The organism is Nocardioides sp. Soil777, from assembly GCF_001428425.1.
Lineage (GTDB): Bacteria > Actinomycetota > Actinomycetes > Propionibacteriales > Nocardioidaceae > Nocardioides > Nocardioides terrigena.
The window spans coordinates 363,225-387,047 of the sequence record NZ_LMSN01000019.1; the positions used below are offsets into that span (position 1 = coordinate 363,225).

The window sequence follows — 23,823 nt, forward strand, 5'->3', positions numbered from 1 at the left end:
AGGACCTACGACCGCCCGCCTCCCAGGACCGCCGCCTCCAGCACCAGTCGGTCCCAGCCGTGGCGCGGGTCACGACCGGTGACCTCGCGGAGTCGGCCCAGCCGGTAGCGCATGGTCTGCGGGTGGAGTCCCAGGAGGACGGCCGCCTCGGCGGCCGATCCGGCGTCGAGGTAGGCCTCCAGGCCCTCGAGCAGGTGGTCGGCAGGTGCGGCGAGCAGCGGCGCGAGCACCACCTGTCGCAGCCGGTCGGCATCGGCGTCGCGGTGGCCGGTGAGCACCGCGATGAGGAGCGCGTCCGCCTCGTCGAGCACCGTCCGGTGCGCGAAGGCGCGCCCGGGGGCGTGGGCCAGCAGGTGCGTGCCGACCCGCAGGGCACGCGGGAGGTCGGCGATGGCCAGCCCGGCCATCAGGCAGCCACGCCACCGCCGCTCGGTCAGCAACGCGGCGGGCAGGGTCGCGTGCTCCGGGACGATGACCACCGCCTCGTCCGCGCGGACCCTCATCAAGGTGCTCGATCCCCCTGCGTGGACCGCGTCGCCGAGCAGGCCCTCCAGCGCCGTGGGCGTGACCTCCGTGCCAGCGCCGCGGGGGCGCAGGACGAGCAGCCCCACCCGCGGGCCGAGCGACAGGCCGAGCTCGCGCAACCGGTCGGCGAGACCGGTCCGGGTCACCTGCCGACCCAGCAGGAGGTCGTCCACGAGGTCGCCGACCGCCAGCGACCGGTCTCCCGCAGCGCGGTCCGCGGCCGCGACGTGCCCGGCGTACAACGCCTCCGAGAGCGTGTCGATCGTCGCCATCCAGAGCCTCGAGAGCGCCAGCACGTCGGACATGTCGAGCCGTGACCGACCATGTGCCTCGACGAGGTCGAAGATCTCGCTGCCGGCGAGGCGGTAGGCACGCAGCACGCCGGGCAGGGGACGGCCGTCCAGTGCCCGCGCGGCACCGATCCCCCGGAACCTGCGGACGTCGGCCTCCCCCAGCTCGCCGTCCTCCACCCACAGGTCGAGCACGCGACGCAGGCCCCACTCCACGATGGCGCTGACCTCGGCCAGCTGCGGGCCGGTCAGGTCGGCGTACGCCGGGATCTCGTTGACGATCGCGGTCACCACCGTGGCCCTGACGTCGTCCAGACCGTCGAGCAGCTCGTCGCGCACGTCGTGCCTCACCCTGCTCACGCCACTCACTGTGGCACAGGATCTCTCATCACCCGCTGACAACCGAGGTTGCCGGTGGACGTGCCCGGGTCGACGGTGTGGCTGAGCACGGATCATCCGACCGGAGGAGAGACATGGACGCCGACATCATCGTCGTGGGAGCTGGCATCGCAGGCCTGGTGGCGGCCGCCGAGGCCGCGGACGCGGGGCGCCGCGTCCTGCTGGTGGACCAGGAGGGCGAGCAGAACCTGGGCGGCCAGGCCTGGTGGAGCCTCGGCGGACTCTTCATGGTGGGCAGCCCCGAGCAGCGCCGCATGGGGGTCAAGGACTCCCTCGACCTCGCCCGACAGGACTGGATGGGCTCGGCCCAGTTCGACCGCGAGGAGGACCGCTGGCCCCGGGCATGGGCGGAGGCCTACCTCCAGTTCGCCGCCGGCGAGAAGCGCTCCTGGCTGCACTCCATGGGGCACCGCCTCTTCCCCGTGGTCGGGTGGGCGGAGCGGGGCGACGGCCGGGCGAGCGGGCACGGAAACTCGGTCCCCCGCTTCCACCTGACGTGGGGCACGGGACCGGGTGTCGTGGCTCCCTTCGAGCGACGTGTGCGTGAGCACATCGCGTCCGGGCGCATCACGGGCGCGTTCCGGCACCAGGTCGACGAGCTGATCGACGAGTCCGGCACCGTGACCGGGGTCCGCGGCACCGTGCTGGAGCCGACGACCGTGGAGCGCGGCAGGCCCAGCAGCCGGAGGGCGGTGGGTGAGTTCGAGCTCCGGGCACAGGCCGTCGTCGTGAGCAGCGGCGGGATCGGTGGCAACCACGACCTGGTCCGCAAGGCCTGGCCGGCGAGGCTGGGCACGCCACCCACCCGCATGGTGTCGGGCGTGCCCGCCCACGTCGACGGCCGGATGCTCGCCATCACCCAGAGGGCCGGTGCGAGCCTCATCCACCCGGACCGGATGTGGCACTACGTCGAGGGGATCCGCAACTGGGACCCCATCTGGGACAACCACGGCATCCGCATCCTGCCCGGCCCGTCCTCGCTGTGGCTGGACGCCGCGGGCAACCGCCTGCCCGCGCCGTACTTCCCGGGCTTCGACACCCTCGGCACGCTGCGGCACCTGCGCTCGACGGGCTACGACTACTCGTGGTTCGTGCTGTCGCAGAAGATCATCGAGAAGGAGTTCGCCCTCTCCGGGTCCGAGCAGAACCCCGACCTGACCGGCAAGGACGTCCGGCTCCTCCTCTCCCGCCTCGGGAGCGGCGCCCCCGCCCCCGTCGAGGCCTTCAAGCAGCACGGCGAGGACTTCGTCGTCGCGGACACGCTCGAGGAGCTCGTGGCCGGGATGAACAGGGTGGCCGACGAGGACGCTCCCCGGCTCGAGGTCGGACCGCTGCGCAGCCTCGTCGAGGAGCGGGACCGCCAGCTCGACAACACGTTCACCAAGGACGCCCAGGTCATGGCCATCCGCTCTGCCCGCACCTACCGCGGCGACAAGCTGGTCCGCACCGCCTCGCCCCACAAGCTCCTCGACCCCGCGGCGGGACCGCTGATCGCCGTGCGGCTCAACATCCTGTCCCGCAAGACGCTCGGCGGGCTGGAGACCGACCTCGAGGGACGCTGCCTGACCGGAGGCGGGTCGGTGGTGCCGGGTCTGTACGCCGCCGGCGAGGTCAACGGGTTCGGTGGCGGCGGGATGATGGGCTACAACGCGCTCGAGGGGACCTTCCTCGGCGGCTGCCTGTTCTCGGGCCGGACCGCCGGTCGGTCCGCCGCTGCCGCCACCGCCTGAGACAGGAACAATGATGCGCCTCAAGCCCGGACGCCCTGACATCGCGACCTACGCGGACCGCTTCGACGTCCCCGGGGCCGGTGACGACTTCTCGGTCACCTTCCTCGGTGTCGCGACCGTCCTCCTCGACGACGGCCACACCGCCGTCATGACGGACGGCTACTTCTCCCGACCGGGACTCCTCCGCGTGCTGGCACGACCGCTGGCGCCCGACCACCCCCGGATCGACGGGGCGCTTCGTCGGCTCGGGTTCGGGCCAGGTGCTCGGTCGCTGGCGGCGGTGGCACCGGTGCACACCCACTTCGACCACGCCCTGGACTCGGCCGAGGTGGCCGGGCGCACGGGCGCGGTGCTGGTCGGTGGCGAGTCCACGGCCAACGTCGGTCGGGGTGGGGGCCTCGGTCCCGACAGCATCTCCCTCGTCGTCCCGGGCGAGCCCCGGACCTTCGGTGGGTTCACGCTCACCCACGTGGTGTCGTCGCACTGTCCCCCCGACCGGTTCCCCGGTGACGTCACCGAGCCGGTGGTGCCGCCGGCCAGGGCGGCCACCTACCGGTGCGGGGAGGCGTGGTCGATCCTCGTGGAGCACAGCAGCGGGCGGACCGCACTGCTCCAGGGCAGCGCCGGGTACGTCGAGGGGGCACTCCTCGGCAGGCACGCCGACGTCGCCTACCTCGGGGTGGGCCAGCTCGGTGTGATGCCCGAGGACTACATCCGGACCTACTGGGCCGAGACCGTCGAGGCCGTCGGGGCCCGGCGCGTGGTCCTCACCCACTGGGACGACTTCTTCCGTGGCCTCGACCGGCCGCTGCGGGCCCTGCCGTTCGCCGGCGACGACCTGCACGTCACGATGCGTGTCCTCACGGCCCTGGCGACCGAGCAGGGCGTCCACCTCCACCTACCCACCGTGTGGCGGCGCGAGGACCCCTGGTCGGGTCTCTGACCCCCGTCAGCCCCCGGTCCCCGGCAGCGTCACCGACCCGCCCACGTCGAGGACGAACGCCCGGCAGTCCGGCGCCTCGCGAGCCAGGGCCTCCTCGAAGCGGGGACCGGCCGCATCCATCCAGCCGCGCGGGCGGTGGGCTCCGGCGGGGACGTGGAGCGTCTTCCAGTGCACGGGGACCGCTGCCCGCGCACCGCTGACGCCGCAGGCGACGGCTGCCTCGTGGGGGCCCATGTGCCCGGGCGACAACCGGGGCCCCCACCCGCCGATGGGTACGACGGCCAGGTCGAGCGCCGCGCCGGCCATCTCGGGCAGCCGCTCCATCGCGGCATGGAGGTCGGTGTCGCCGGCGATCCACACGACACCGGACGGTCCCCGCACCAGGTGCCCGTGCGCGGCGTTGGGCCGGTGCGGCATCGGTCGCGAGTGGTGCACCGCCGGCACCAGCCGGATCGTGACGTCGCCGCTCTCACCGACGGGCACCCACTCGTCGTCCGAGAGACCACGCCCGGTCAGGCCCTTGCCGTCCACCCAGGTGACGTTCTGCGCGCCGGTCAGCACCGGCACGGCGCCCAGCATCCGGAGCGACGCCACCTCGGCGTGGTCGTGGTGCAGGTGCGACAGGAGGACCGCGTCCGCCCCCTCCCACGTCGCCCGTGACGGGGGGTCGCCACGTCGTCGCAGGATGCCGTTGTGACGCCTGAGGAGGGGATCAGCAACCAAACGCACCCCGTCGATGTCGAGGACGACGGTCGCGTGGCCGAGCCAGGTCAGGGTGATCGTCATGGCGCTCAGTCGAACCTCAGGCCCAGGGCCCGGCCGAGCCGGGCCGCGGCGTCGTCGGGGACGTCGGCGTACAACAGGGTCACCCCGCCGCCGGCGAGACCGCGCTCCACCACCGGCCGCACCGTCTCGGGATCAGCCGTGCCCGAGAGCACCATGAGGGTGGAGTGCCCGGGGGCGAGGTGGTCCACCACCTCGAGGAGGAAGCCCGGCGTGATGCCCGTCCCGTCCAGCACCGCGGCCAGACCCGTCAGCGAGCCGTCGGAGGCGTCCGGCGTCCCGTCGAGCGCCAGGCGGCGGAAGAGCCCGGCCAGCACGGAGTGGTCACCGACCGGGGAGGGCATCCGGGGGCGCACCGGGGTCAGCCGGGGCTGGTGCGCGCCCTGGACCCAGGTCACCGTGATCGCGTCCAGCACCTCGAGGGCCTCCAGGTCCACGAGGGTGCGCAGGCGCACCGCTCCCGCCCTGGCTCCCAGGGGGGTCTGGTACTGCCACGCCGTCAGGGTCGCCATCACGTCACTGCTCGCGCCGGAAGACCTGACGGAGCGCCTCGGCGTCGTCCTCACCCAGGTCGTCGATCCCCAGGACGGCCGCCCAGCCGTCCACGTGCTCGCCGCTGAAGTTGTGCCCGTGACCGGGCGTGGTCGAGAAGCCGAGGGCGAGATCGACCGAGACCTGCCAGAAGGTGACGAGCGGGATCCAGCGGGTGTCCTCGAGGACGTCGCGACCGCGCGGCTCGTCGAGCCAGTCGGGCTTGCTCAGGATCAGGTCGGGACTCCACCACGTGACGGGGTCCGACGCGTGCTGCATGTACAGGACCCGGGTGCCCGGCCACGCCGACTGCGGCTCGATGGATCGCGCCGGCAGGGTCGTGAAGCGGATCGTGCGCCCCGCGCGGTAGACCGGCTCCACCTCCTTGCTGCCGGGGTCCCGCCCCTCGACGAAGTCGCGGTAGAGCGGATTGAAGTTGGGCGGACCGACGAACAGGGCGCCGTCGAGCCGGTTGCGCAGGTCGAACTCCCCGCTGAAGGCCGTCTCCCCGCCGAAGGACCCGAGGCTCTCGCCGAAGACGAACAGTCGGGGTCGCTCCTCCGGCGGCATGCGCGACCAGCGCTCGTAGACGGCGTCGAAGAGCCCCCGACCGGCCTCGCGTGCCTTCTCCTGGTCGACCAGGAACGAGAGCCACGACGGGAGATGGGAGTACTGCATGGAGACCACGGCCGAGTCGCCGCGGGTGAGGTACTCGAAGCTCCCGGCGGCGCTCGGCTCCACCCACCCGGTGCCGGTGGCCGTGACGACGAGGAGGCTCTCGCGCTCGAAGCCGCCCGCCCGCCACAGGTCCCGGACGGCCAGGTCGGCGCGCTGCTCGGTGTCGTCGGCCGACGACAGCCCGGCGTAGATCCGGATCGGGTCCAGCGCCGGCTCCCCGTCGTGGAACGCAGAGATCTCCGCGCTGGTCGGCCCGCGGCCCGTGAACGACCTGCCCTCCCGGCCGAGGCTGTCCCACTCCACCAGTGAGCCCGGCCCGCCCGACCGCAACCCGGTGCTCGGCTGGGTGGCGCCGTCCGGTGTCGAGCCGTCGAGGGTCGCGTAGACGCGGTCGGCGAACCGCATGGACGCGTCCCAGAGGACGCCGCTGGCGAGCAGCACGGTCACGGACACGAGCGCCAGCAGGCCCGTTGCCCGCGCGGCCCGCTCACCCATCCGTCGGGCGAGCCACGTGGACACCCGTCCGTACAGGTTGCCGATCGCCCGACCGAGGGCGACCAGCAGCACGAAGACGGCGCCCCCGACCAGGGGCACGAGCAAGGTCGCCCAGGCGCTCTCCGGCTCCGCGTCGACGATCCGGCTCGCCTGCACGTGCCAGCGCCGACCCACCAGGGTGGCGCCGACGAGGGCCAGGACGGCGACCACCCGCCACACCCGGCGGGCCCGCTCCGACAGCTCGCGCGGCCCGCGGTCGGCGAACTCGCGCCACACGAAGGCCCCCAGCACCCCCAAGCCGTAGCCCAGGGCCGCGTCGATGCCGACCACGGCACCCTGGAAGGCCGCCGGCCGGGGCAGGAGGGACGGGGTGAAGGACAGGCACGCGAGGACCAGCGCCACCCAGAGTCCGGGCAGCGTGTAGTCCCCCACCCCGAACCTGCGGGTGCCCGTCCGTGGCACGGGTCAGTCCTGCTCGGCGAAGACCTCGCGGATGGCGCTCTCCTGCTCGTCGCTCAGGTTGGTGAAGATGAGCTCGGGCTGCGACCCGGCGAAGGCGTCGCGGACCTTGTCCATGACCGCGTCGGAGGACAGGACGAACAGGGCCGACGTCCCCGGCGTCACCTCGTCACGGACGCGGTTGATGAAGCCGTCGTCGATGCCGACGTCGCCGAGCGAGCCCGCGAGGGCCCCGGTGGCGGCTCCGATCGCGGCGCCCAGCAGGGGCACGAAGAAGATCAGGCCGAAGAGCATCCCCCAGAAGGCTCCTCCGAGGGCACCCGCACCCGCGAGGTTGTTGAGCTGACGCGTCTTGGGCTTCTTCTTCCCGGTCTCCCAGCGCACGGTGGCGGCATCGTGGATGGTGATCAGGTTCTTGCTGGCCAGGTCGCGCAGGATCCCGGTCGCCTCGTCGGCCCCGTCTGCCGAGTCGAACTTCCAGACCGTGAGTGTTCCCATGGTGTTCCCTCCCGTTGCTGTGCAGTCCTCGCATCGTGCCGTCGCCACGCGGTCGGGGTCTCCCCCTAACCGGGTGAGAGGTACGTCGGGCACGCTCACCCGAATCAGGGGTGCGTGTGCGGACCCGCATCGGGGATCGTGGGCGCCACCCGTTCCCGCGGCCGACGGAGGTACGCCGACATGTCCACGTTCGGGCTCGGGGAGCGGTACGTCTCGGCCGGCCGCCTGCCCGCGGCGGGGACCACGCGCGCCCGGGTCGAGGAGGCCCACGAGCTCTACGGCTCGGTCGACGAGGGGTCGCTGTCCGCGGTCTACCCCGCCCTGGCCATGGCGGACCCCGACCTCTTCGGCCTCAGCGTGGTGTCGACCTCCGGGGACCTCGTCGAGGTCGGGGACGCCCGGGTCCCGTTCCCGGTGATGAGCGTGACCAAGCCCTTCGTCTTCGCCCTCGCCTGCGAGCTGCGCGGTGTCGAGCACGTACGCCGCGTGGTCGGCGTCAACGCCACCGACATGGCCTTCAACTCGACCGTCCCCGTGGAGCGGGACCCATCGGGTCGCACCAACCCGATGGTCAACGCCGGGGCCATCGCCACCACCAGCCTGGTGGCCGGGCGCGACGTCGAGGAGCGCTGGGCGACGGTCCACGAGGGCCTGTGCCGCTTCGCGGGGAGGCGCCTCGAGATGGACGAGGCGACCCTCGCCTCCGCGCTCACCAGCAACCACCGCAACCGGGCGCTCGCCAACATGCTCGTCGCCGCGGGGGCCGTGGAGGGCGACCCCGCCGACGCCGTGGAGGTCTACACCCGGCAGAGCTGCCTCGCCGTCACGGCCGTCGACCTCGCCGTCATGGGCGCCACCCTCGCCGACGGCGGCACCAACCCGGTCACCGGCGTCCAGGTCGTCGACGCGGAGATCGCGCACGCCGCGCTGGCCGTGATGACGATCGCGGGGATGTACGAGACGTCCGGCGACTGGCTCTTCGACGTGGGGATGCCCGGCAAGAGCGGGATCGGCGGGGGGCTGGTGACGGTGTCTCCCGGCAAGGGGGCGCTGGCCACGTTCTCCCCCCTGCTGGACGCCGCCGGCAACAGCGTCCGGGGCCAGCTCGCGGCCCGCTATCTCGCCCGCCGGCTCGGGCTCGACCTTCTGGCCTCCGAGGCCGTCCCTCCGGCCCGGTGACCGGCCGTCGACCGGCCCTCGCAGATCGCCCGATTCGGGGGAGCACCCCCAGGTGTGGAGCCGGGAGTCTCAGCGTGAGTCCACCGGCCCGAACGGAGTTCCACGGTGAGCAGTCCCGCACCCCGCGACATCGACCCGGTCCCCACCCTCAGCGCGCGCGTGGACATCCACGTCGTCGAGGAGCTCCCCCCGGTCTCGGACGCCGCCGCTCTCGCCGTACCCGTCATCGAGGGCGACCGCCCACCGGCGGACCTCGGGACCGACTGGAGCCAGCTCCACGCCGTCGGCTTCACCGCGGCCCCGGGCCAGGCCGCGGTCCTGCCGGGCCCCGACGGGCGCGCCCTCGTCGCCCTGGGCGTCGGCGACGCGAGCACCGTGGACGCGACGCGGGTGCGGGACCTGGCGGCGACGTTCGCGCGTGCCGTGCCGCAGCACCACACGCTGGCCGTGGAGCTGGCCGACGGGGAGCTCGCCCTGTCCCCCGCCGACTTCGCCCAGGCCGTCGTCGAGGGTGTGCTGCTCGCGCGCTGGCGCTTCTTCGTGGGTGCCGGGGGCGACGAGCCGACGCTCGCCTCGCTCACCATCGTCGCCGGGTCGGCCCAGGTGGACGAGGTCCGCGCCGGCGTCGAGCGCGGCCGGGTGACGGCCCGGGCCGCGGCGATCAGCCGCGACCTCTCCAACTGCCCCGCCAGCACCCTCTCGGCCGAGCGGATGGGCGAGGTCGCCCAGCAGGTCGCGCCGCTGGCCGACCTGGACGTCGAGCTCTTCGACCGCCAGCAGCTGCACGAGATGGGCTGCGGCGGCATCCTCGGGGTCAACCGGGGCAGCGTCGAGGAACCCTGCCTGATCAAGATCAGCTACCGCCCCGACTCCCCCAGCGGCCACCTCGGGCTGGTGGGCAAGGGGATCATGTACGACTCGGGAGGCATCAGCCTCAAGCCGAGCGACGAGTCCCACGCGCAGATGAAGAACGACATGACCGGGGCAGCCGCGATCCTCGGTGCCATGACGGCCCTGCGCGACGTGGGGTGCACGACCGCCGTGACGGCGTACCTGTGCTGCACCGACAACATGCCGTCGGGCTCGGCGATGAAGCTCGGCGACGTGCTGCGGATGCGCAACGGCAAGACGGTCGAGGTCCTCAACACCGACGCCGAGGGGCGCCTCGTCATGGCCGACGGGTTGTGCCTCGCGGTCGAGGACGGAGTGGACGCCGTGGTGGACATCGCCACGCTGACCGGCGCCTGCCTGCGGACCTTCGGCGTCGACGTGGCCGGGGTGATGGGCAACGACCCCGGGCTCGTCGACCAGCTCAAGCGCGCGGGGGCGGCCACCGACGAGCCCCTCTGGGAGCTCCCGCTGCACCGCCCCTACCGCGCGCAGCTCGAGTCCCCCATCGCGGACATGACCAACATGGGCGGGGTCAACGCCGGATCCATCACCGCCGGGCTCTTCCTGGAGGAGTTCGTCGACGGGATCCCGTGGGCACACGTCGATATCGCCGGCACCGCCCAGCAGCCGGCGGTGCGGACGTGGCGCAACAAGGGCGCCAGCGGATTCGGCGCACTCCTGCTCGTCGAGCTGGCCACCCGGTTCGCGTCACCCCGGTCCGAGCCGTGAGCACCGCGGCGGCCGCGGAGAAGTCCTCCGGAGGGTTCCTCGGCTGGATCGAGCGGGTCGGCAACAAGGTGCCCCACCCCGCCATCATCTTCCTGGCGCTGATCGTCGGCGTGATCGTGCTGTCGGCGATCCTCGCCTGGGCCGACGTGAGCGTGACCACCGAGGTGGCCGAGCCGGAGGACACCACGGTCAGCCAGGAGTACAACGGCGGCACGTCCTACCCCTCGCTGGACCACGAGCCCGAGGAGACGATCCCGGAGTACACCGTCCGGACCGAGACGATCGAGGTCGAGAGCCTCCTGTCCGGCGACGGGATCCGCTACATCTTCACCACGGCCGTGCAGAACTTCAACGACTTCGGCGTGGTCGCGGTCATCCTCGTCGCGATGATCGGCGTCGGCGTCGCCGAGGAGGCAGGACTCATCGCGGCGCTGATCCGCAAGATGGTCCAGGTCGCCCCGGCAGGTGCGATCACCTTCATCATCGTGCTGCTGGGCGGCATCTCCAGCGTCGCCTCCGACGCGGGCTACCTCGTGCTCATCCCCCTCGGGGCCGCTGCGTTCGCCAGCCTGGGACGCAACCCGCTCGTCGGCATCGCCGCGGCGTACGCCGGCGTCAGCGCGTCGTTCTTCGTCAACCTTCTGATCACGCCGGCGGACGGGATCATCACCGAGGTCACCAACGAGATCATGGCCGGGGTGGCGCCCAACGCCGAGCCGCTCAACGTCACCAACAACTTCTACTTCGCGATCGTGTCGACGCTCTTCACCGCCGTCGTGATGACGATCCTCACCGAGCGCTACATCGAGCCCCGCGCCGGCGCGTGGGACCCGGCCGAGCGCCCGGCGGACGCACCCGTGGACCACGTCCCGTCCGGGGACGAGCTCTCGCACGAGTCGCGCGGGCTGCGGATGGCCGGGATCTACAGCCTCGTGGCCATCGCGATCATCTCGGCGCTGACGTTCCTGCCGAACGCGCCGCTGCGCAACCCCGAGACCGGCGAGATCTTCGGCAGCTCCCCGTTCATGAGCAGCCTGCTCTTTATCATCTCCATGCTGTTCCTCGCGGCCGGGCTGGGGTACGGCGCGGGCTCGGGCAGCCTGACGGGTGCCACCAACGTCATCAACGCGATCATCAAGACCTTCAACGGCCTGGGCGGGCTCATCTTCCTGATGCTGCTGATCGCCCAGTTCATCGCGTTCTTCAACTACTCCAACATCTCCAACGTGGTCGCCACCCAGCTCGCGGACCTGCTGGGCCGGGCCGACATCGGGGCGCTGCCGCTGCTGATCGGATTCATCCTGCTGGTCGTCGTGATCGACATGATCATGCCGGGGGTCATCCCCAAGTGGGCGATCATCGCGCCCATCTTCATCCCGCTCTTCTACAACCTCGGGATCGCGCCGCAGACCGTGCTCGCGGCCTACCGGGTGGGGGACGGCCCGGTCAACGTGATCACGCCCCTGATGGTCTACCTGCCGTTCATCATCCTGGTCTGCCAGCGCTACCGCGCCTCGGCCGGCATGGGCACCGTCATCTCGATGATGATCCCGTACACCGTCGTCGTGCTGGTCACCTGGACGCTCCTCTTCACCGGCTGGTACCTGCTGGACATCCCTTGGGGCCCGGGATCCCCGGTCCAGCTCGACTAGGGCCCCGGGCGGGATGGTGATGGACGACGCCACCACGGCGCTCGTGGTCCTGGCCGTGGTCGTCGGCCTCTTCGTGTGGAACCGGCTCCCGGTGGGAGCGGTCGCGATCCTGGCGGCCCTGGCCCTGTGGGCCACCGGCCTGGTGAGCACCGACGAGGCGGTCGCCGGCTTCGGGGACCCGGTGGTCATCTTCATCGCCACGCTCTTCGTGGTCAGCGAGGCCATCGACTCGACCGGGGTGACGACGTGGGCGGGACGCTGGCTCCTCGACCACGCCGGGACGGGCGCCACCCGGGTGCTGGTCGCGGTGTGCCTGCTCTCGGCACTGCTCACGTCGCTCATCACCCTCAACGGCGCGGTCGCCGCCCTGCTCCCCCTCGTCGTGCTGATCGCCCACCGCCTCGGGCTCTCCCCCAGCCAGCTGCTCATGCCCGTCGCGTTCGCCGGCAGCGCCGGCGGGATGCTCATGCTGATGAGCAGCCCGGTCAACGTGATCGTGTCCGAGGCGGCCCGCGACGCGGGCGAGGGACCGTTCCCCTTCTTCTCCTTCGCGCTGGTCGGGATCCCGCTGCTGGCCGGCACCGTGCTGCTCTGCGTCCTGCTCGGCCCCCGGCTGCTGCCCCGCCGGGTGCCCGAGCACTCACCTCCCGACCTGACCGGCCATGCCGACACCCTGGAGTCGCAGTACCAGCTCACCGACGGCTTCTACCGCCTGCGCGTGCGCTCACGCTCCGACCTCATCGGCCAGGGCCCCGCGGGCAGCCTGGGCGACGGCGCCTCCGTCCGGGTCGTCGCCGTCGAGTCCCCCGACGGACGGGCGGTCGTCGGGCTCGTGGGGGACGACGACACCCTGGTCGTGACCGGCCCCGCCCACGACGTCACCCGCTTCGCCGTCGAGCACGGGCTGGCAGTGGGCATGGTCGGGATCGGCGACGCCCGGGACCTGATGACCCGCGAGGCGGGCGTGGCGGAGGTCGTCGTACCGCCCCGGTCGCGGCTGGTGGGCGAGCGTGTCCACCGCGGCATGGAGCGCGAGAACGCGCTGGTCATCCTGGCCACCCAACGGCTCGGCAAGGACCTGGGCGACGGACCCGTCGAGCTCGCCGAGGGCGATGCCATCCTGCTGCACGGCCGGTGGTCGGCCCTGGACCAGCTCAACCGGGACCGCGACGTCCTGCTGGTCGACTCCCCCGACCTGGTGCGCCGGCAGACCGTCCCCTGGGGCGCCCGGGCGACACGCGCCGTGCTGGTGCTCGCCGCGCTGGTCGTCATGCTCGGCTCGGGGCAGGTGCCCCCGGCGATCGCCGGGCTCGTCGCCGCAGTGTCCCTCGTGCTGCTGCGGGTGGTCGGCGTCGCCCAGGCCTACGGATCGGTCTCCTGGCAGACGGTGGTGCTGGTCGGGGCGCTCATCCCCCTCTCGACCGCGATCCAGACGAGCGGCGCCGCGGACCGCGTGGCCTCCGTGCTCATCGACGCGGTCGGCAGCGGGCGTCCCTACGTCCTCCTCGCGGTCCTCTTCCTCCTGACCGCGTCGCTGGGGCAGGTGGTGAGCAACACCGCGACGGTCCTGGTCGTGGTGCCGATCGCGCTCGCGGCCGCCGAGGCGACGGGCACGTCGGCCAAGCCGGTCCTGATGGTCGTGGCCATCGCCGGCTGCGCCGCGCTGCTCACCCCCATCTCCACCCCCGGCAACATGATGATCATGAGTCCCGGGGGCTACCGCTTCGGCGACTACTGGAAGCTCGGGCTGCCGATCATGGTCTGGTGGTTCGTGGTGAGCCTGACCGTCGTGCCGCTCGTGTGGAGGCTCTAGGCGTCAGCGCGAGTCGCGCGCCTTCTGGCGGCGTGCGCCCTTGGCCTGGGAGGAGGCGTCCTTCTTGACGCCGCCCGTCGTCCGGACCGACGCGCGGCGGGTGCTCGGCACCGATGCGGCCTGCTTCGCGACCGCCTGCTGCTCCGGTCCGCCGCCCTTCGCGGCCCGTGCCTCGGCGATGCGCTCGGCACGCAGGTCGTCGGAGGCACGCTTGGACACCACCGCGAGCTGCCTGCTCACCCGCGACAGCAGCCCCTCGAAGATCTCGGCCTTGTCGCGGGCGCGCTGCTGGCGCTTGTACGACGACCCGCGGGCACCGACCTCGCCCACCGCGGCGCTGGCGCCCCGCCGGTAGACCTTGACGTGCTTGGTGCGTGCCCGCTGCACGCGGGTGTGGAGCGCGAGGAGCTGGTCCTCGTCGAGCTCCTGCAGCTCGGCGGGCTCGGTCTCCCGCACCAGCGCGCTCTCCGGCTCGGTCAATGAGTTCAGCACGGCCTTGTTCACGAGGAGTCCTGGGGGTCGGTGGGCACCTTCCGCGGACGGTCCGCGGCCCGTCTCGACGCTAGGCATCCGCCGCGGGGCACGCCTCACCCGATTCCCGTGAGGTCGTCCGCGTCGACTCGCAGGAGGTTGGTGACCCGGGCGCACCGTGGCGCCCACCCCGAGGGAGGACGATCCCCGTGTCGATGCCGAGCTCGCGACCCACCAGCCTCCGGACGAGCCCCCCACGACGTGCGCGCGTGGCCACCACAGGAGCCCTGCTCGCCGTCGTGACCAGCCTCGTCGGTGCCTGCGGAGAAGACGACGCCGCGGACACCGAGCCCTCCTCGGACGCCACACCGCTCAGCGCCGACGCCGCGTTCCTGGAGCTCGGCTCCTTCGTCTCCACCGAGGTGGAGGGCCACGACATGCTGGAGGACTCCACCATCAAGCTCGGGTTCGCCGACGACACGATGTCCGTCTGGGCCGGGTGCAACACGATGTTCGGCGCCTTCGTGGCGGAGGACGGCGTCCTGCGGTGGAGCCACGAGCCGGCCTCCACGATGATCGGGTGCGAGGAGGACCTCGCGGTCCAGGACGAGTGGCTGCGCGACCTGTTCCTCGCCGGGCTCACGGCCACCACGGACGGCGCGAACCTCGACCTCGCCGTCGACGACGTGACCATCGCGATGGAGCCGGAGCCCCAGGCCGATCTCGAGACCCTCCTGGGCCGCACCTGGTCGGTGGTGGGGACCATCTCCGACGGCACGACGTCGCGCGTCCCCCCGCGGGTCCGCACCCCCCGCCTCGTCGTGGGGGACGACGGCCTCGCCCGCCTCGACACCGGCTGCAACACCGGCCGCACCAGGGTCACCGTCGACTCGGTCTCCGTGACCTTCGCGCCCCCGACGACCACGCGCGCCGCCTGCCCGGAGCCCACCAGCAGCGTCGAGCAGATCGTGCTGTCCGTCGTGGACGGGCGGTCCGACTACCTGCGCTACGACGGCTCCGTCCTGGTCCTCGTCAAGGACGGCGCCGGACTCGTCTTCCAGATCACCTGAGCGGGCTCAGCCCCACGCCGACACGTCGCCGGGCGGCGTACGGCAGGCCGTCACCCGTCAGCGCACGATCGCGACCGGACAGTGGGCGCGGTGCAGCACGTCCTGGCTGACCGATCCGAGCAGCAACCCGCTGAAGAAGCCACGACCACGGGAGCCCACCACCACGAGCGAGGCGTTGGAGGACGCATCGACCAGCGCGTCGCCGGGGGCGACGGGGATCGCCTCGCTGACCACCACGACGTCCGGGTAGGCACCCCGCATGCCCGCGATGCTCTCTCCCAGGAGCACCTGCTTCTCCTCCAGGGTGTCGGTCACGGACCGAGCCGTGCTGCTGAAGACGTCGGTCGAGGGCGTGTGCACCTTCCAGCCGTGGATCGCCACCACGATCTCCCCCGTCCCCTCGGCCCGCCGGCAGGCGTAGTCCAAGGCCGCCTCGCTCATCGCGGAGCCGTCGAGCCCGACCACGATCCGCCCCGCGTCGCGTCTCCTCGGCGGGCGTACGACGACCACGGGACACACTGCGTGGCGCGCCACGTGCTGGCTCACCGACCCGAGGAACGTCTCGGGGACCCGGCCGCGCCCGTTGCTGCCGAGGACGACCAGCGACGCCGACTCGGACATGTCCAGCAGCGTGCTCGCGACGTTGCCGACCCGGCGCTCGACGACACCGTCCTCGACCCCCAGGTCGCCCAGCACCGCCTCGGCGTGCGCGACCATCTCGGGGTCGCGCACCCAGATCTCGCCGCCCCACGGCGACGTGGACACGTCGTCGATCGTCACCACCCGCAGCGGCGAGCCGGTCCGGAGGGACTCGTGGGCGGCCCAGATCAGGGCGCGCTCGGCGTCCTCGGAGCCGTCGTACGCCACCAGGACCGGTTGGTTCGTCGTCATGCCCCCACTGTCCGCCCGCCGGCGCACGCCGGGCAGGGTCGATGGTCCCGGTCCGCTCGGGCGTCGGTCCCCCACCCCACGGGGTCTGGACACGCCCACCCGGGGGACCTAGGTTCCGGTCATGTCCAAGATCCTGTCGCTGCTCATCGTCGTGTGGCTCGTCATCGGAGCCTTCGCGGCCTACCAGCGCGACTACTTCTCCGACACCGACACCAACTGCGCCGAGGCGAGCAACATCGCCCTCACCGTCGTCGCCGGTCCCCTCAACTACTTCGGCGTCAACCCCGAGGTCGACTGCGCCGACGTGGGCGTGGACGTCCCCGAGCCGTCCGAGTGACCTCCTGACCCCTCCGAGGTCCAGACCACACCGGGGGATCTGTCCGTTCGGCTGAGGACGCCGCGGGTCCGCGCGCACCATGGAGCCTCGTCCACGGTCCGGGGGGTCCACCATGTCGAACCTCGTTGCCGTGCGCCCAGCCGCCGGCGCCGGGCTCCTGCTCGGCACACTCCTGTTTCTGCTGAGCCCTGCCCTCGCCGCGCCGTCGTACGCCTCGCCGGAGGCGGCCACCGAGGTCGCCGTCGTGAGCGTCTCGCGTCTCGACGTCGCACTGGAGAAGCAGGTGGACCGGCGCGAGCAGGCCCTGGCGGCGATGTTCGCGGTCGCCGAGCAGCACGCTCGGGTCGAGCAGGTGCGCTCCGACAGGCTCCGGGCCCTGGGCTACACCGGGGACCTCACCGAGCTCGAGACGATCCTGCCCATCCACGACTACCACCTGTCGGCCGGCTTCGGCGCGAGCGGTCCGCTCTGGGAGGCCGACCACACCGGGCTGGACTTCGGGGCGTCGTCCGGCACCGACCTGGTCGCGGTCGCTGACGCGACCGTGACCGAGGTCGCCGACGCGGGCCCCTACGGCCTCCGGACGGTCATCACCCTCGAGGACGGCACCGACGTCTGGTACTGCCACCAGCTGGCGGCACTCGTCTCCCCCGGCCAGGTGGTGGAGATCGGCGAGCTCATCGGCCTCGTCGGCTCGACCGGCAACAGCACCGGGCCGCACCTGCACCTCGAGGTGCACCCCGACGGCAGCGGCGCGACCGACCCGGCCGCGTGGTTGTCGTCCGCCGGGATGACTCCCTGACGGGTCAGCGCTTGCGCTTCTCGCGGGGCCGCTGCTGGATCACGATGGGCGTGCCCACGAAGCCGAACTGCTCACGCAGGCGACGCTCGACGAAACGCTCGTACGACGCGTCCAGCTTGCCGCTGGTGAAGAGGATGAACGTGGGCGGCGAGGTCGAGGGCTGCGTCGCGAACAGGATCTTGGGCTGCTTGCCGCTGCGCACCGGGTGCGGGTGCTCCCCGACCAGACGACCGAGGAAGGTGTTGAGCGCCCCGGTCGGCACCCGGGTCTCCCAACCCTCGAGGGCCTTGTCGAGCGCCGGCACCAGCCGGTCGACGTGCCAGCCGGTGCGCGCCGTGATGTTGATGCGCGGGGCCCACTGCACCTGCACGAGGTCCCGCTCGATCTCACGCTCGAGGTAGTAGCGGCGCTCGTCGTCGACGAGGTCCCACTTGTTGAAGGCCACGATCATCGCCCGGCCGGCGTCGCGGATCGTCTGGATGATCCGCATGTCCTGCTCGGACACCGACTGGCCGGCGTCGAGGACGAGGACGGCGACCTCGGCGCGGTCGATCGCGGTCGAGGTGCGCAGGGAGGCGTAGTACTCGTGGCCGGACGCCTCCTTGACCCGCTTGCGGATGCCCGCGGTGTCGATGAAGCGCCAGGTGGTGCCGCCGAGGTCGATCAGCTCGTCCACCGGGTCCACCGTGGTGCCGGCGACGTTGTCGACGACCACGCGGTCCTCGCCGGCGAGCTGGTTGAGCAGCGACGACTTGCCGACGTTGGGCTTGCCGACGATGGCGATGCGGCGCGGGCCGCCGACCTCGCCGAAGGACTGCTCCGGGGTCTCCGGGAGCGCCTGGAGGATCGCGTCCAGCATGTCGCCGGACCCGCGGCCGTGCAGTGCCGAGACCGGGAAAGGCTCGCCCAGACCGAGGTTCCACAGGCCGTGGGCCTCGGCCTCGGTGCGCTGGTCGTCGGTCTTGTTGGCGGCCAGCACGACGGGCTTGCCGCTCTTGCGCAGGATCCGGACGACGGCCTCGTCGGCGTCGGTGATGCCCACCGTCGCGTCGACCACGAAGAGCACCGCGTCGGCGAGGGACACCGCCACCTCGGCCTGGGCCTTGATCCGCTCGGCGAGGCCGCGGGCATCGGGGTCCCAGCCGCCGGTGTCGACCACCGTGAAGGCGCGGCCGTTCCAGTGGGCGTCGTAGGAGACACGGTCCCGGGTGACGCCCGGACGGTCCTCCACGACTGCCTCGCGGCGGCCGATGATGCGGTTGACCAGCGTCGACTTGCCGACGTTGGGGCGGCCGACCACGGCGAGGACCGGCGTCGGGCCGGTGACCTGCTCCTCGGGGACGCTGGCGTCGTCGTACTCGGTCATGATGCTCCTTGGTGGTGCTCGACGAACCCGGTGTCGGGGTCGTCCTCGATGTCTCCCGCCGGCAAGGGGCCGGGGAGGGCTCGCCCGGTGAGGGAGAGCGCGCGCGACTGCTCGTCGCGCAGGTGCTGCCACAGCAACGCTGAGGTGGCGAGGGTGTGTTCCCGGGTGCGGGGCCACGGGGTCTGTGTGGTGCGCCACGGCTCGCCGAGGACGACGTCGATCCGGCTTCCGCGCGGCGGGAGCGACGAGGTGCCGCCGCCCGGGAGCCGGGTGCCGATCATCGTCACGGGCACGACGGGCGCGCCGGAGACGAGCGCGAGGTACGTCGCGCCGTGGTGGAAGGTGTCGTACGTGCCGGGGCCGCGGGTGCCCTCCGGGAAGATGCCCACTGCTCCCCCGTCACCGAGCACCCGCAGGCAGGCCTTCACGGCCCCCGGGTCCGCGCCGAAGCGATCCAGCGGGATCTGTCCGGACCCGCGCAGGAAGGCGCCCATCCGGCCGTCGAACATCTCGCGCTTGGTGAGCGCGTGGACCGGACGCGGCGCACAGATCGCGAGCAGCGGCCCGTCGAGCCAGCCGACGTGGTTGCAGGCGAGGACGACCGGCCCGTCGGCCGGGACGAGGTCCTGCTGGTGGACGTGCAGGTCCCACCAGCGGCCGACGCCCACCCGGAGGACGGGACGCAGGCCGCGCAGCATGGCCCGGCGAGGATGCTCCTCGCTCGGTCGGGGCAGGGCGGTCACGCGTCTGCCTCGACCGCCTCCACCAGCGCCACGACCTGGGAGACGACCTCGTCCAGGGTGTGCGGCGTGGTGTCGATGTGCACGGCACCGTCGGCCCGCACGAGGGGCGCGGTGGCGCGGCCGGAGTCGATGCGGTCGCGGGCGAGCAGGGACTGCTCGGTCGCGGCGACGTCGCCACCGGCCTCAGCGGCGCGGCGGGCGGCGCGGGCCGCGGGGTCCGCGGACAGGTAGACCTTGACGGCCGCGTCCGGGGCCACGACGGAGCCGATGTCGCGTCCCTCCACGACGATGCCGCCGGAGGCCAGGCCCTGCTCGATGATCCGGCGCTGGAGGTCGAGCAGCAGGGCACGCACCTCGGGGACGGCGCTGACCGGGCTGACCGCGGCGTTGACCTCGTCGGAGCGGATGCCGACGGCGACGTCCGCGTCGTCGACGGCGATGGTCGGCCCCAGCGGGTCGGTGCCCGAGCGGATCACCGGCTCGTGCACGCGCGCGGCCACGGCGGCGGGGTCGTGCACGTCGACGCCGTGGCGCAGCATCCACCAGGTCATCGCACGGAACATCGCCCCGGTGTCGAGGTAGGCCAGCCCGAGGCGGGCGGCCACGCCGCGTGATGTGCTCGACTTGCCGGAGCCGGAGGGTCCATCGATCGCCACGACCAACGGACTCACAGGCAGGGAACTCACGAGCGCTGAGACTACCGGTGAGTGGTCCACCCACGAGATTCCAGAGCACCCAGCAGGTGCTCGGCCTCGTCCTCGAGGACGAGGAGCTCGGTGAGGCCGACCGGGCGGCCGGGGTCGTGGTCGATGTGCACGTCCTCGATGTTCACCCCGATCTCTCCGGCATCGCCGAAGAGGCGGGCCAGCTCGCCGGGGTGGTCGGGCACCGACACGAAGACCGAGCGCATCGGGCGCACCGGACCGCCGTGCTTGCCGGGGATGGCCAGGGTGCCGGCCACGCCGGCGCCGAGGATCGTCTCCAGTGCATCCCGGTCGCTGTCGCGGACCGCGGCGATGAGCACGTCGAGCTGCTCGCGCACCTCGCCCAGCAGGTCGGTGACGGCACCGGCGTTGGCGCCCAGGATCTGCTGCCAGAGCGCCGGGTCGCTGGCCGCGACCCGGGTCACGTCGCGGACGCCCTGCCCCGAGAGGGCCAGGTGCTCGGGGGGTGCGCCCTGCAGGCGGCCGGCGACGAGCACGGCGGCGAGGTGGGGCAGGTGGGAGGTGCGCGCGACGGCGCGGTCGTGCTCCTCCGGGGCCAGCCGCGCCTCCACTCCCCCGCACAGCCGCACCAGCGCGGCGACGAGGTCCACCGCAGCGTGGTCGGCCCCCTGGTGCGGGGTCACGGCCCAGGGCCGTCCGTCGAAGAGCGCCGCGCTGGCCGCGAGGGGTCCGGACCGCTCGCTGCCGGCCATCGGGTGCGACCCGACGTACCGCGTCAGCGTCGCGGGATCGACCCGACCGGCCACGTCGGCCAGGGGGGCCGCCTTGACCGAGCCGACGTCGGTGACGACGGCGTCGCCCGCCACCAGGGCCGCGGTGATCGCGTCGGCGAGGTGGTCGGGCGGCACGGCGACGACGACCAGCTGCGGTCGGTCGTCGGGGCGTCGTACGCGTCCGGCTCCGAGGCCGGTCGCCGTGCGCACGTGCTCGGGGGCGACGTCGCTGAGCAGGACCTCGAGCCCCGCCCGGCGGCAGGCGAGGGCGATCGAGGTGCCGAGGAGACCGGTGCCGACGACCTCGACCGGGCCGGTCAGCTCACTGGTCATCGGGGACGTCGCGGGTCTTGGTGAGGTCGCGGCGCAGGTTGGCGGCACCGTGCAGGTAGACGTGCGTCACCTCGCCCTTGGTCAGGTCGGTCTCCACGTGGGCCATCATGCGGACCACCCGCGGCATCGAGCCCGCGATCTCGAGCTCGCGGGCGCAGATGAGGGGGACGTCGCCGAACCCGAGCCGACGGGCGGCGTACGCGGGGAACTCGCTGACCAGGTCGCTGGTCGCGGTGAAGATCACCGAGATGAAGTCGTCGACCTCCAGGTCGTTGGACGCCATCACGTCGAGCACCATCTCCGCCACCCGGTCCAGCATGTGCTCGCGGGTGTCCTCGTCGAGCTGGGTCGCCCCTCGCACGGCTCGCACGGCCATGTCCCTGCCCTTCCTCGTCGGTCAACCCGGCAAGGCTAACGACGACGGCGACGGCCCCCGCACCGTGTCTCACCGGTCCGGGGGCCGCCACTGCCCGGGGCTGTCGCCCGGGCCGTCGATCGTTCGCTCAGCGCAGGTCGAAGCGGTCCAGCTCCATGACCTTGACCCAGGCCGACACGAAGTCGTGCACGAGCTTGTCGACCGCGTCACCGCTGGCGTAGACCTCGGCCAGTGCCCGCAGCTGCGAGTTGGACCCGAAGATCAGGTCGACCGGGGACGCGGTCCACCGCACCTCGTCGGTCGCGAGGTCGCGGATCTCGTAGACGTTCTCCGCGTCCGACGCCTTCCACCGGGTGCCCGGGGAGAGCAGGTTGACGAAGAAGTCGTTGCTCAGCACACCCGGCCGGTCGGTGAGCACGCCGTGCTCGGTGCCGCCGACGTTGGCGCCCAGCGAGCGGAGGCCGCCGACGAGGACGGTCATCTCGGGTGCCGTGAGGTCGAGCATGTAGGCGCGGTCCAGGAGCAGGACCTCGGGCTGCGTCTTCTCACCCGCGCGCAGGTAGCTGCGGAAGCCGTCCGCGCGGGGCTCGAGCACCCGGAACGAGTCGATGTCGGTCTGCTCCTGCGTGGCGTCGGTGCGACCGGCGTGGAACGGCACGGTCACCTCGACACCCGCGTCGCGGGCGGCCTTCTCGACCGCGGCGGAGCCGGCCAGCACGATGAGGTCGGCGAGCGAGATGCGGGCCCCGCCGGCCTCGTTGAAGTCGCGCTGGATGCCCTCGAGGGTCTCGAGGACGGTCGCGAGCTGCTCGGGCTGGTTGACCTCCCAGCTGCGCTGCGGCTCGAGGCGGATCCGGGCACCGTTGGCCCCGCCGCGCTTGTCGGTGGAGCGGAAGGTCGCCGCCGACGCCCAGGCGGTCGAGACCAGCTGGGCGGTGGTGAGGCCGGAGTCCAGCACGGTGGCCTTGAGCGCGGCGACGTCGTCGTCCGAGACGAGCTCGTGGTCGACGGCCGGGACCGGGTCCTGCCACAGCTGCGGCTCGGCCACCCACGGACCGAGGAAGCGGCTGACCGGGCCCATGTCGCGGTGCAGCAGCTTGTACCAGGCCTTGGCGAAAGCCAGGCGGAACTCCTCGGGGTTCTCCAGGAAGCGGCGCGAGATCTTCTCGTACACCGGGTCCTCGCGCAGGGCGAGGTCGCTGGTCAGCATGGTCGGCTTGCGCTTCGGCGCGTCGGCCGTCGGGCCGGGGATGATGTCCTCGGCGTCCTTGGCGACCCACTGCTTGGCTCCGGCCGGGCTCTCGGAGAGCTCCCACTCGTAGCCGAAGAGGATCTCGAAGTAGCGGTTGCTCCACTGGGTGGGCTTGTCGGTCCAGGTGACCTCGAGACCACTGGTGATGGTGTCGGCACCCTTGCCCGACGCGTGGGAGCTCATCCAGCCGAGGCCCTGCTCCTCGAGCGGGGCGCCCTCGGGCTCGGGGCCGACGAGGTCAGGGTTGCCCGCGCCGTGGGTCTTGCCGAAGGTGTGGCCGCCGGCGATGAGGGCGACGGTCTCCTCGTCGTCCATCGCCATCCGCGCGAAGGTGTCGCGGATGTCGCGGGCGGAGGCCAGCGGGTCGGGGTTGCCGTTGGGGCCCTCGGGGTTGACGTAGATGAGGCCCATCTGGACCGCGCCGAGCATCTCGCTGAGCTCGCGCTCACCGGAGTAGCGCTCGTCGCCCAGCCAGGTGTCCTCGGGACCCCAGAAGATCTCCTCGGGCTCCCAGACGTCCTCGCGACCGAAGCCGAAGCCGAAGGTCTCGAAGCCCATCGACTCGAGCGCGACGTTGCCGGCCAGGACCAGCAGGTCGGCCCACGAGATCGACTGTCCGTACTTCTGCTTGACCGGCCACAGCAGGCGGCGGGCCTTGTCCAGGTTGGCGTTGTCGGGCCAGCTGTTGAGCGGGGCGAAGCGCTGGCTGCCGTCGCCGGCGCCGCCGCGACCGTCGTAGATGCGGTAGGTGCCCGCGGAGTGCCAGCTCATCCGGATCATCAGGCCGCCGTAGTGGCCGAAGTCGGCCGGCCACCAGTCCTGGGAGGTGGTCAGCACCTCGGTGATGTCCCGCTTGAGGGCCTCGACGTCGAGGCCCGAGAACGCCTCGTCGTAGCGGAAGTCCGCACCCAGGGGGTTGCCCTTCGAGGAGTGGGCGTGCAGCACCGACAGGTCGAGCGAGTTGGGCCACCAGTCCTTGAGCGTGTGCGGGCGTCCGCCGGTCTTCGGGGTGGGGGCGTCGATCGCGGGGTTCTCGCTCTCGCTGCCCTGCGCGGTCGCGGAGTCGTGCGCGACCGGGCAGCCGGCCGCGGCCTTCTCGTCCACGCCCTGCGGGCTGGTGGGGGCGTTGTCCTGGTTGTCGCTCATCGG

22 protein-coding genes are annotated in these 23,823 nt (G+C 72.5%); 9 read left to right on the plus strand and 13 right to left on the minus strand.

From position 1 onward, the window contains the following. Positions 1-5 precede the first annotated feature (5 nt). Positions 6-1,175: a PucR family transcriptional regulator gene (locus ASG88_RS20120; protein ID WP_157559846.1), complete on the minus strand. Its 1,170-nt coding sequence runs from the start codon at positions 1,173-1,175 to the stop codon at positions 6-8. 113 nt (positions 1,176-1,288) lie between these two features. Here ASG88_RS20120 and ASG88_RS20125 point away from each other — a divergent pair, with 113 nt between their 5' ends. Both ASG88_RS20125 and ASG88_RS20130 read left to right on the plus strand, forming a co-directional pair. Beyond that, the gene (locus ASG88_RS20125) at positions 1,289-2,944 is read left to right on the plus strand and encodes an FAD-binding dehydrogenase (protein WP_056889218.1); all 1,656 of its coding nucleotides are present in this window, start codon (positions 1,289-1,291) and stop codon (positions 2,942-2,944) included. A gap of 13 nt (positions 2,945-2,957) precedes the next feature. Beyond that, positions 2,958-3,887 (plus strand): MBL fold metallo-hydrolase, encoded by a 930-nt coding sequence (locus ASG88_RS20130; protein ID WP_056889289.1) that lies wholly within the window; start codon positions 2,958-2,960, stop codon positions 3,885-3,887. Positions 3,888-3,893: 6 nt separating this feature from the next. Here the strand turns inward: ASG88_RS20130 and ASG88_RS20135 are convergent, their stop codons facing one another. From ASG88_RS20135 to ASG88_RS20150, 4 genes are read right to left on the minus strand one after another with little or no spacing between them, the layout of a single operon-like run. After that, complete coding sequence (locus ASG88_RS20135; protein ID WP_056889219.1) at positions 3,894-4,673, minus strand: MBL fold metallo-hydrolase; 780 nt, start codon at positions 4,671-4,673, stop codon at positions 3,894-3,896. Between the two features lie 5 nt (positions 4,674-4,678). Continuing rightward, positions 4,679-5,182: a hypothetical protein gene (locus ASG88_RS20140; RefSeq protein ID WP_157559847.1), complete on the minus strand. Its 504-nt coding sequence runs from the start codon at positions 5,180-5,182 to the stop codon at positions 4,679-4,681. Positions 5,183-5,186: 4 nt separating this feature from the next. Next, entirely contained in the window at positions 5,187-6,836 is a 1,650-nt protein-coding gene (locus tag ASG88_RS20145) for an alpha/beta hydrolase (protein ID WP_082600792.1), read from the minus strand. A 3-nt stretch (positions 6,837-6,839) separates the two neighbouring features. Next, positions 6,840-7,331: a DUF1269 domain-containing protein gene (locus ASG88_RS20150; protein WP_056889222.1), complete on the minus strand. Its 492-nt coding sequence runs from the start codon at positions 7,329-7,331 to the stop codon at positions 6,840-6,842. A gap of 180 nt (positions 7,332-7,511) precedes the next feature. On the opposite strand from ASG88_RS20150, the gene glsA reads away from it, so the two are divergent. From glsA to ASG88_RS20170, 4 genes are all read left to right on the plus strand, one after another. Beyond that, complete coding sequence (glsA, locus tag ASG88_RS20155) at positions 7,512-8,510, plus strand: glutaminase A (protein WP_056889223.1); 999 nt, start codon at positions 7,512-7,514, stop codon at positions 8,508-8,510. Positions 8,511-8,615: 105 nt separating this feature from the next. Next, positions 8,616-10,130, plus strand: a complete 1,515-nt coding sequence (locus tag ASG88_RS20160; protein ID WP_056889224.1) for a leucyl aminopeptidase family protein — start codon at positions 8,616-8,618, stop codon at positions 10,128-10,130. Beyond that, positions 10,127-11,782 (plus strand): AbgT family transporter, encoded by a 1,656-nt coding sequence (locus tag ASG88_RS20165; RefSeq protein WP_056889225.1) that lies wholly within the window; start codon positions 10,127-10,129, stop codon positions 11,780-11,782. Before ASG88_RS20160 ends, ASG88_RS20165 begins: the two co-directional genes overlap by 4 nt. A 19-nt stretch (positions 11,783-11,801) precedes the next feature. Further along, positions 11,802-13,595 carry an SLC13 family permease gene (locus ASG88_RS20170; RefSeq protein WP_056889290.1) on the plus strand — a complete coding sequence of 598 codons (1,794 nt, stop codon included), beginning with the start codon at positions 11,802-11,804 and terminating at the stop codon, positions 13,593-13,595. 3 nt (positions 13,596-13,598) lie between these two features. Here the strand turns inward: ASG88_RS20170 and ASG88_RS20175 are convergent, their stop codons facing one another. After that, complete coding sequence (locus ASG88_RS20175) at positions 13,599-14,099, minus strand: hypothetical protein (protein WP_056889226.1); 501 nt, start codon at positions 14,097-14,099, stop codon at positions 13,599-13,601. A gap of 236 nt (positions 14,100-14,335) precedes the next feature. Here ASG88_RS20175 and ASG88_RS20180 point away from each other — a divergent pair, with 236 nt between their 5' ends. Further along, entirely contained in the window at positions 14,336-15,136 is an 801-nt protein-coding gene (locus ASG88_RS20180) for an META domain-containing protein (protein WP_056889227.1), read from the plus strand. Positions 15,137-15,193: 57 nt separating this feature from the next. Here the strand turns inward: ASG88_RS20180 and ASG88_RS20185 are convergent, their stop codons facing one another. Beyond that, positions 15,194-16,027 carry a universal stress protein gene (locus tag ASG88_RS20185; RefSeq protein ID WP_056889228.1) on the minus strand — a complete coding sequence of 278 codons (834 nt, stop codon included), beginning with the start codon at positions 16,025-16,027 and terminating at the stop codon, positions 15,194-15,196. A gap of 121 nt (positions 16,028-16,148) precedes the next feature. On the opposite strand from ASG88_RS20185, the gene ASG88_RS20190 reads away from it, so the two are divergent. Then, entirely contained in the window at positions 16,149-16,364 is a 216-nt protein-coding gene (locus ASG88_RS20190) for a hypothetical protein (RefSeq protein ID WP_056889229.1), read from the plus strand. A 112-nt stretch (positions 16,365-16,476) separates the two neighbouring features. Further along, positions 16,477-17,166 carry a M23 family metallopeptidase gene (locus ASG88_RS20195; protein ID WP_056889230.1) on the plus strand — a complete coding sequence of 230 codons (690 nt, stop codon included), beginning with the start codon at positions 16,477-16,479 and terminating at the stop codon, positions 17,164-17,166. 4 nt (positions 17,167-17,170) lie between these two features. Here ASG88_RS20195 and der read toward each other — a convergent pair whose 3' ends face one another. From der to katG, 6 genes are all read right to left on the minus strand, one after another. Continuing rightward, positions 17,171-18,532, minus strand: a complete 1,362-nt coding sequence (gene der, locus ASG88_RS20200) for a ribosome biogenesis GTPase Der (protein ID WP_056889231.1) — start codon at positions 18,530-18,532, stop codon at positions 17,171-17,173. Continuing rightward, positions 18,529-19,275, minus strand: a complete 747-nt coding sequence (locus ASG88_RS20205) for a lysophospholipid acyltransferase family protein (protein WP_056889232.1) — start codon at positions 19,273-19,275, stop codon at positions 18,529-18,531. Before ASG88_RS20205 ends, der begins: the two co-directional genes overlap by 4 nt. Then, positions 19,272-19,961 (minus strand): (d)CMP kinase, encoded by a 690-nt coding sequence (cmk, locus tag ASG88_RS23215; RefSeq protein ID WP_157559848.1) that lies wholly within the window; start codon positions 19,959-19,961, stop codon positions 19,272-19,274. Before cmk ends, ASG88_RS20205 begins: the two co-directional genes overlap by 4 nt. An 11-nt stretch (positions 19,962-19,972) precedes the next feature. Beyond that, the gene (locus ASG88_RS23220; RefSeq protein WP_056889234.1) at positions 19,973-21,046 is read right to left on the minus strand and encodes a prephenate dehydrogenase; all 1,074 of its coding nucleotides are present in this window, start codon (positions 21,044-21,046) and stop codon (positions 19,973-19,975) included. Then, complete coding sequence (gene aroH, locus ASG88_RS20220) at positions 21,036-21,422, minus strand: chorismate mutase (RefSeq protein WP_056889235.1); 387 nt, start codon at positions 21,420-21,422, stop codon at positions 21,036-21,038. The genes ASG88_RS23220 and aroH overlap by 11 nt, the downstream gene beginning before the upstream one ends. 127 nt (positions 21,423-21,549) lie before the next feature. Then, positions 21,550-23,820, minus strand: a complete 2,271-nt coding sequence (katG, locus tag ASG88_RS20225; RefSeq protein WP_056889236.1) for a catalase/peroxidase HPI — start codon at positions 23,818-23,820, stop codon at positions 21,550-21,552. Positions 23,821-23,823 lie beyond the last annotated feature (3 nt).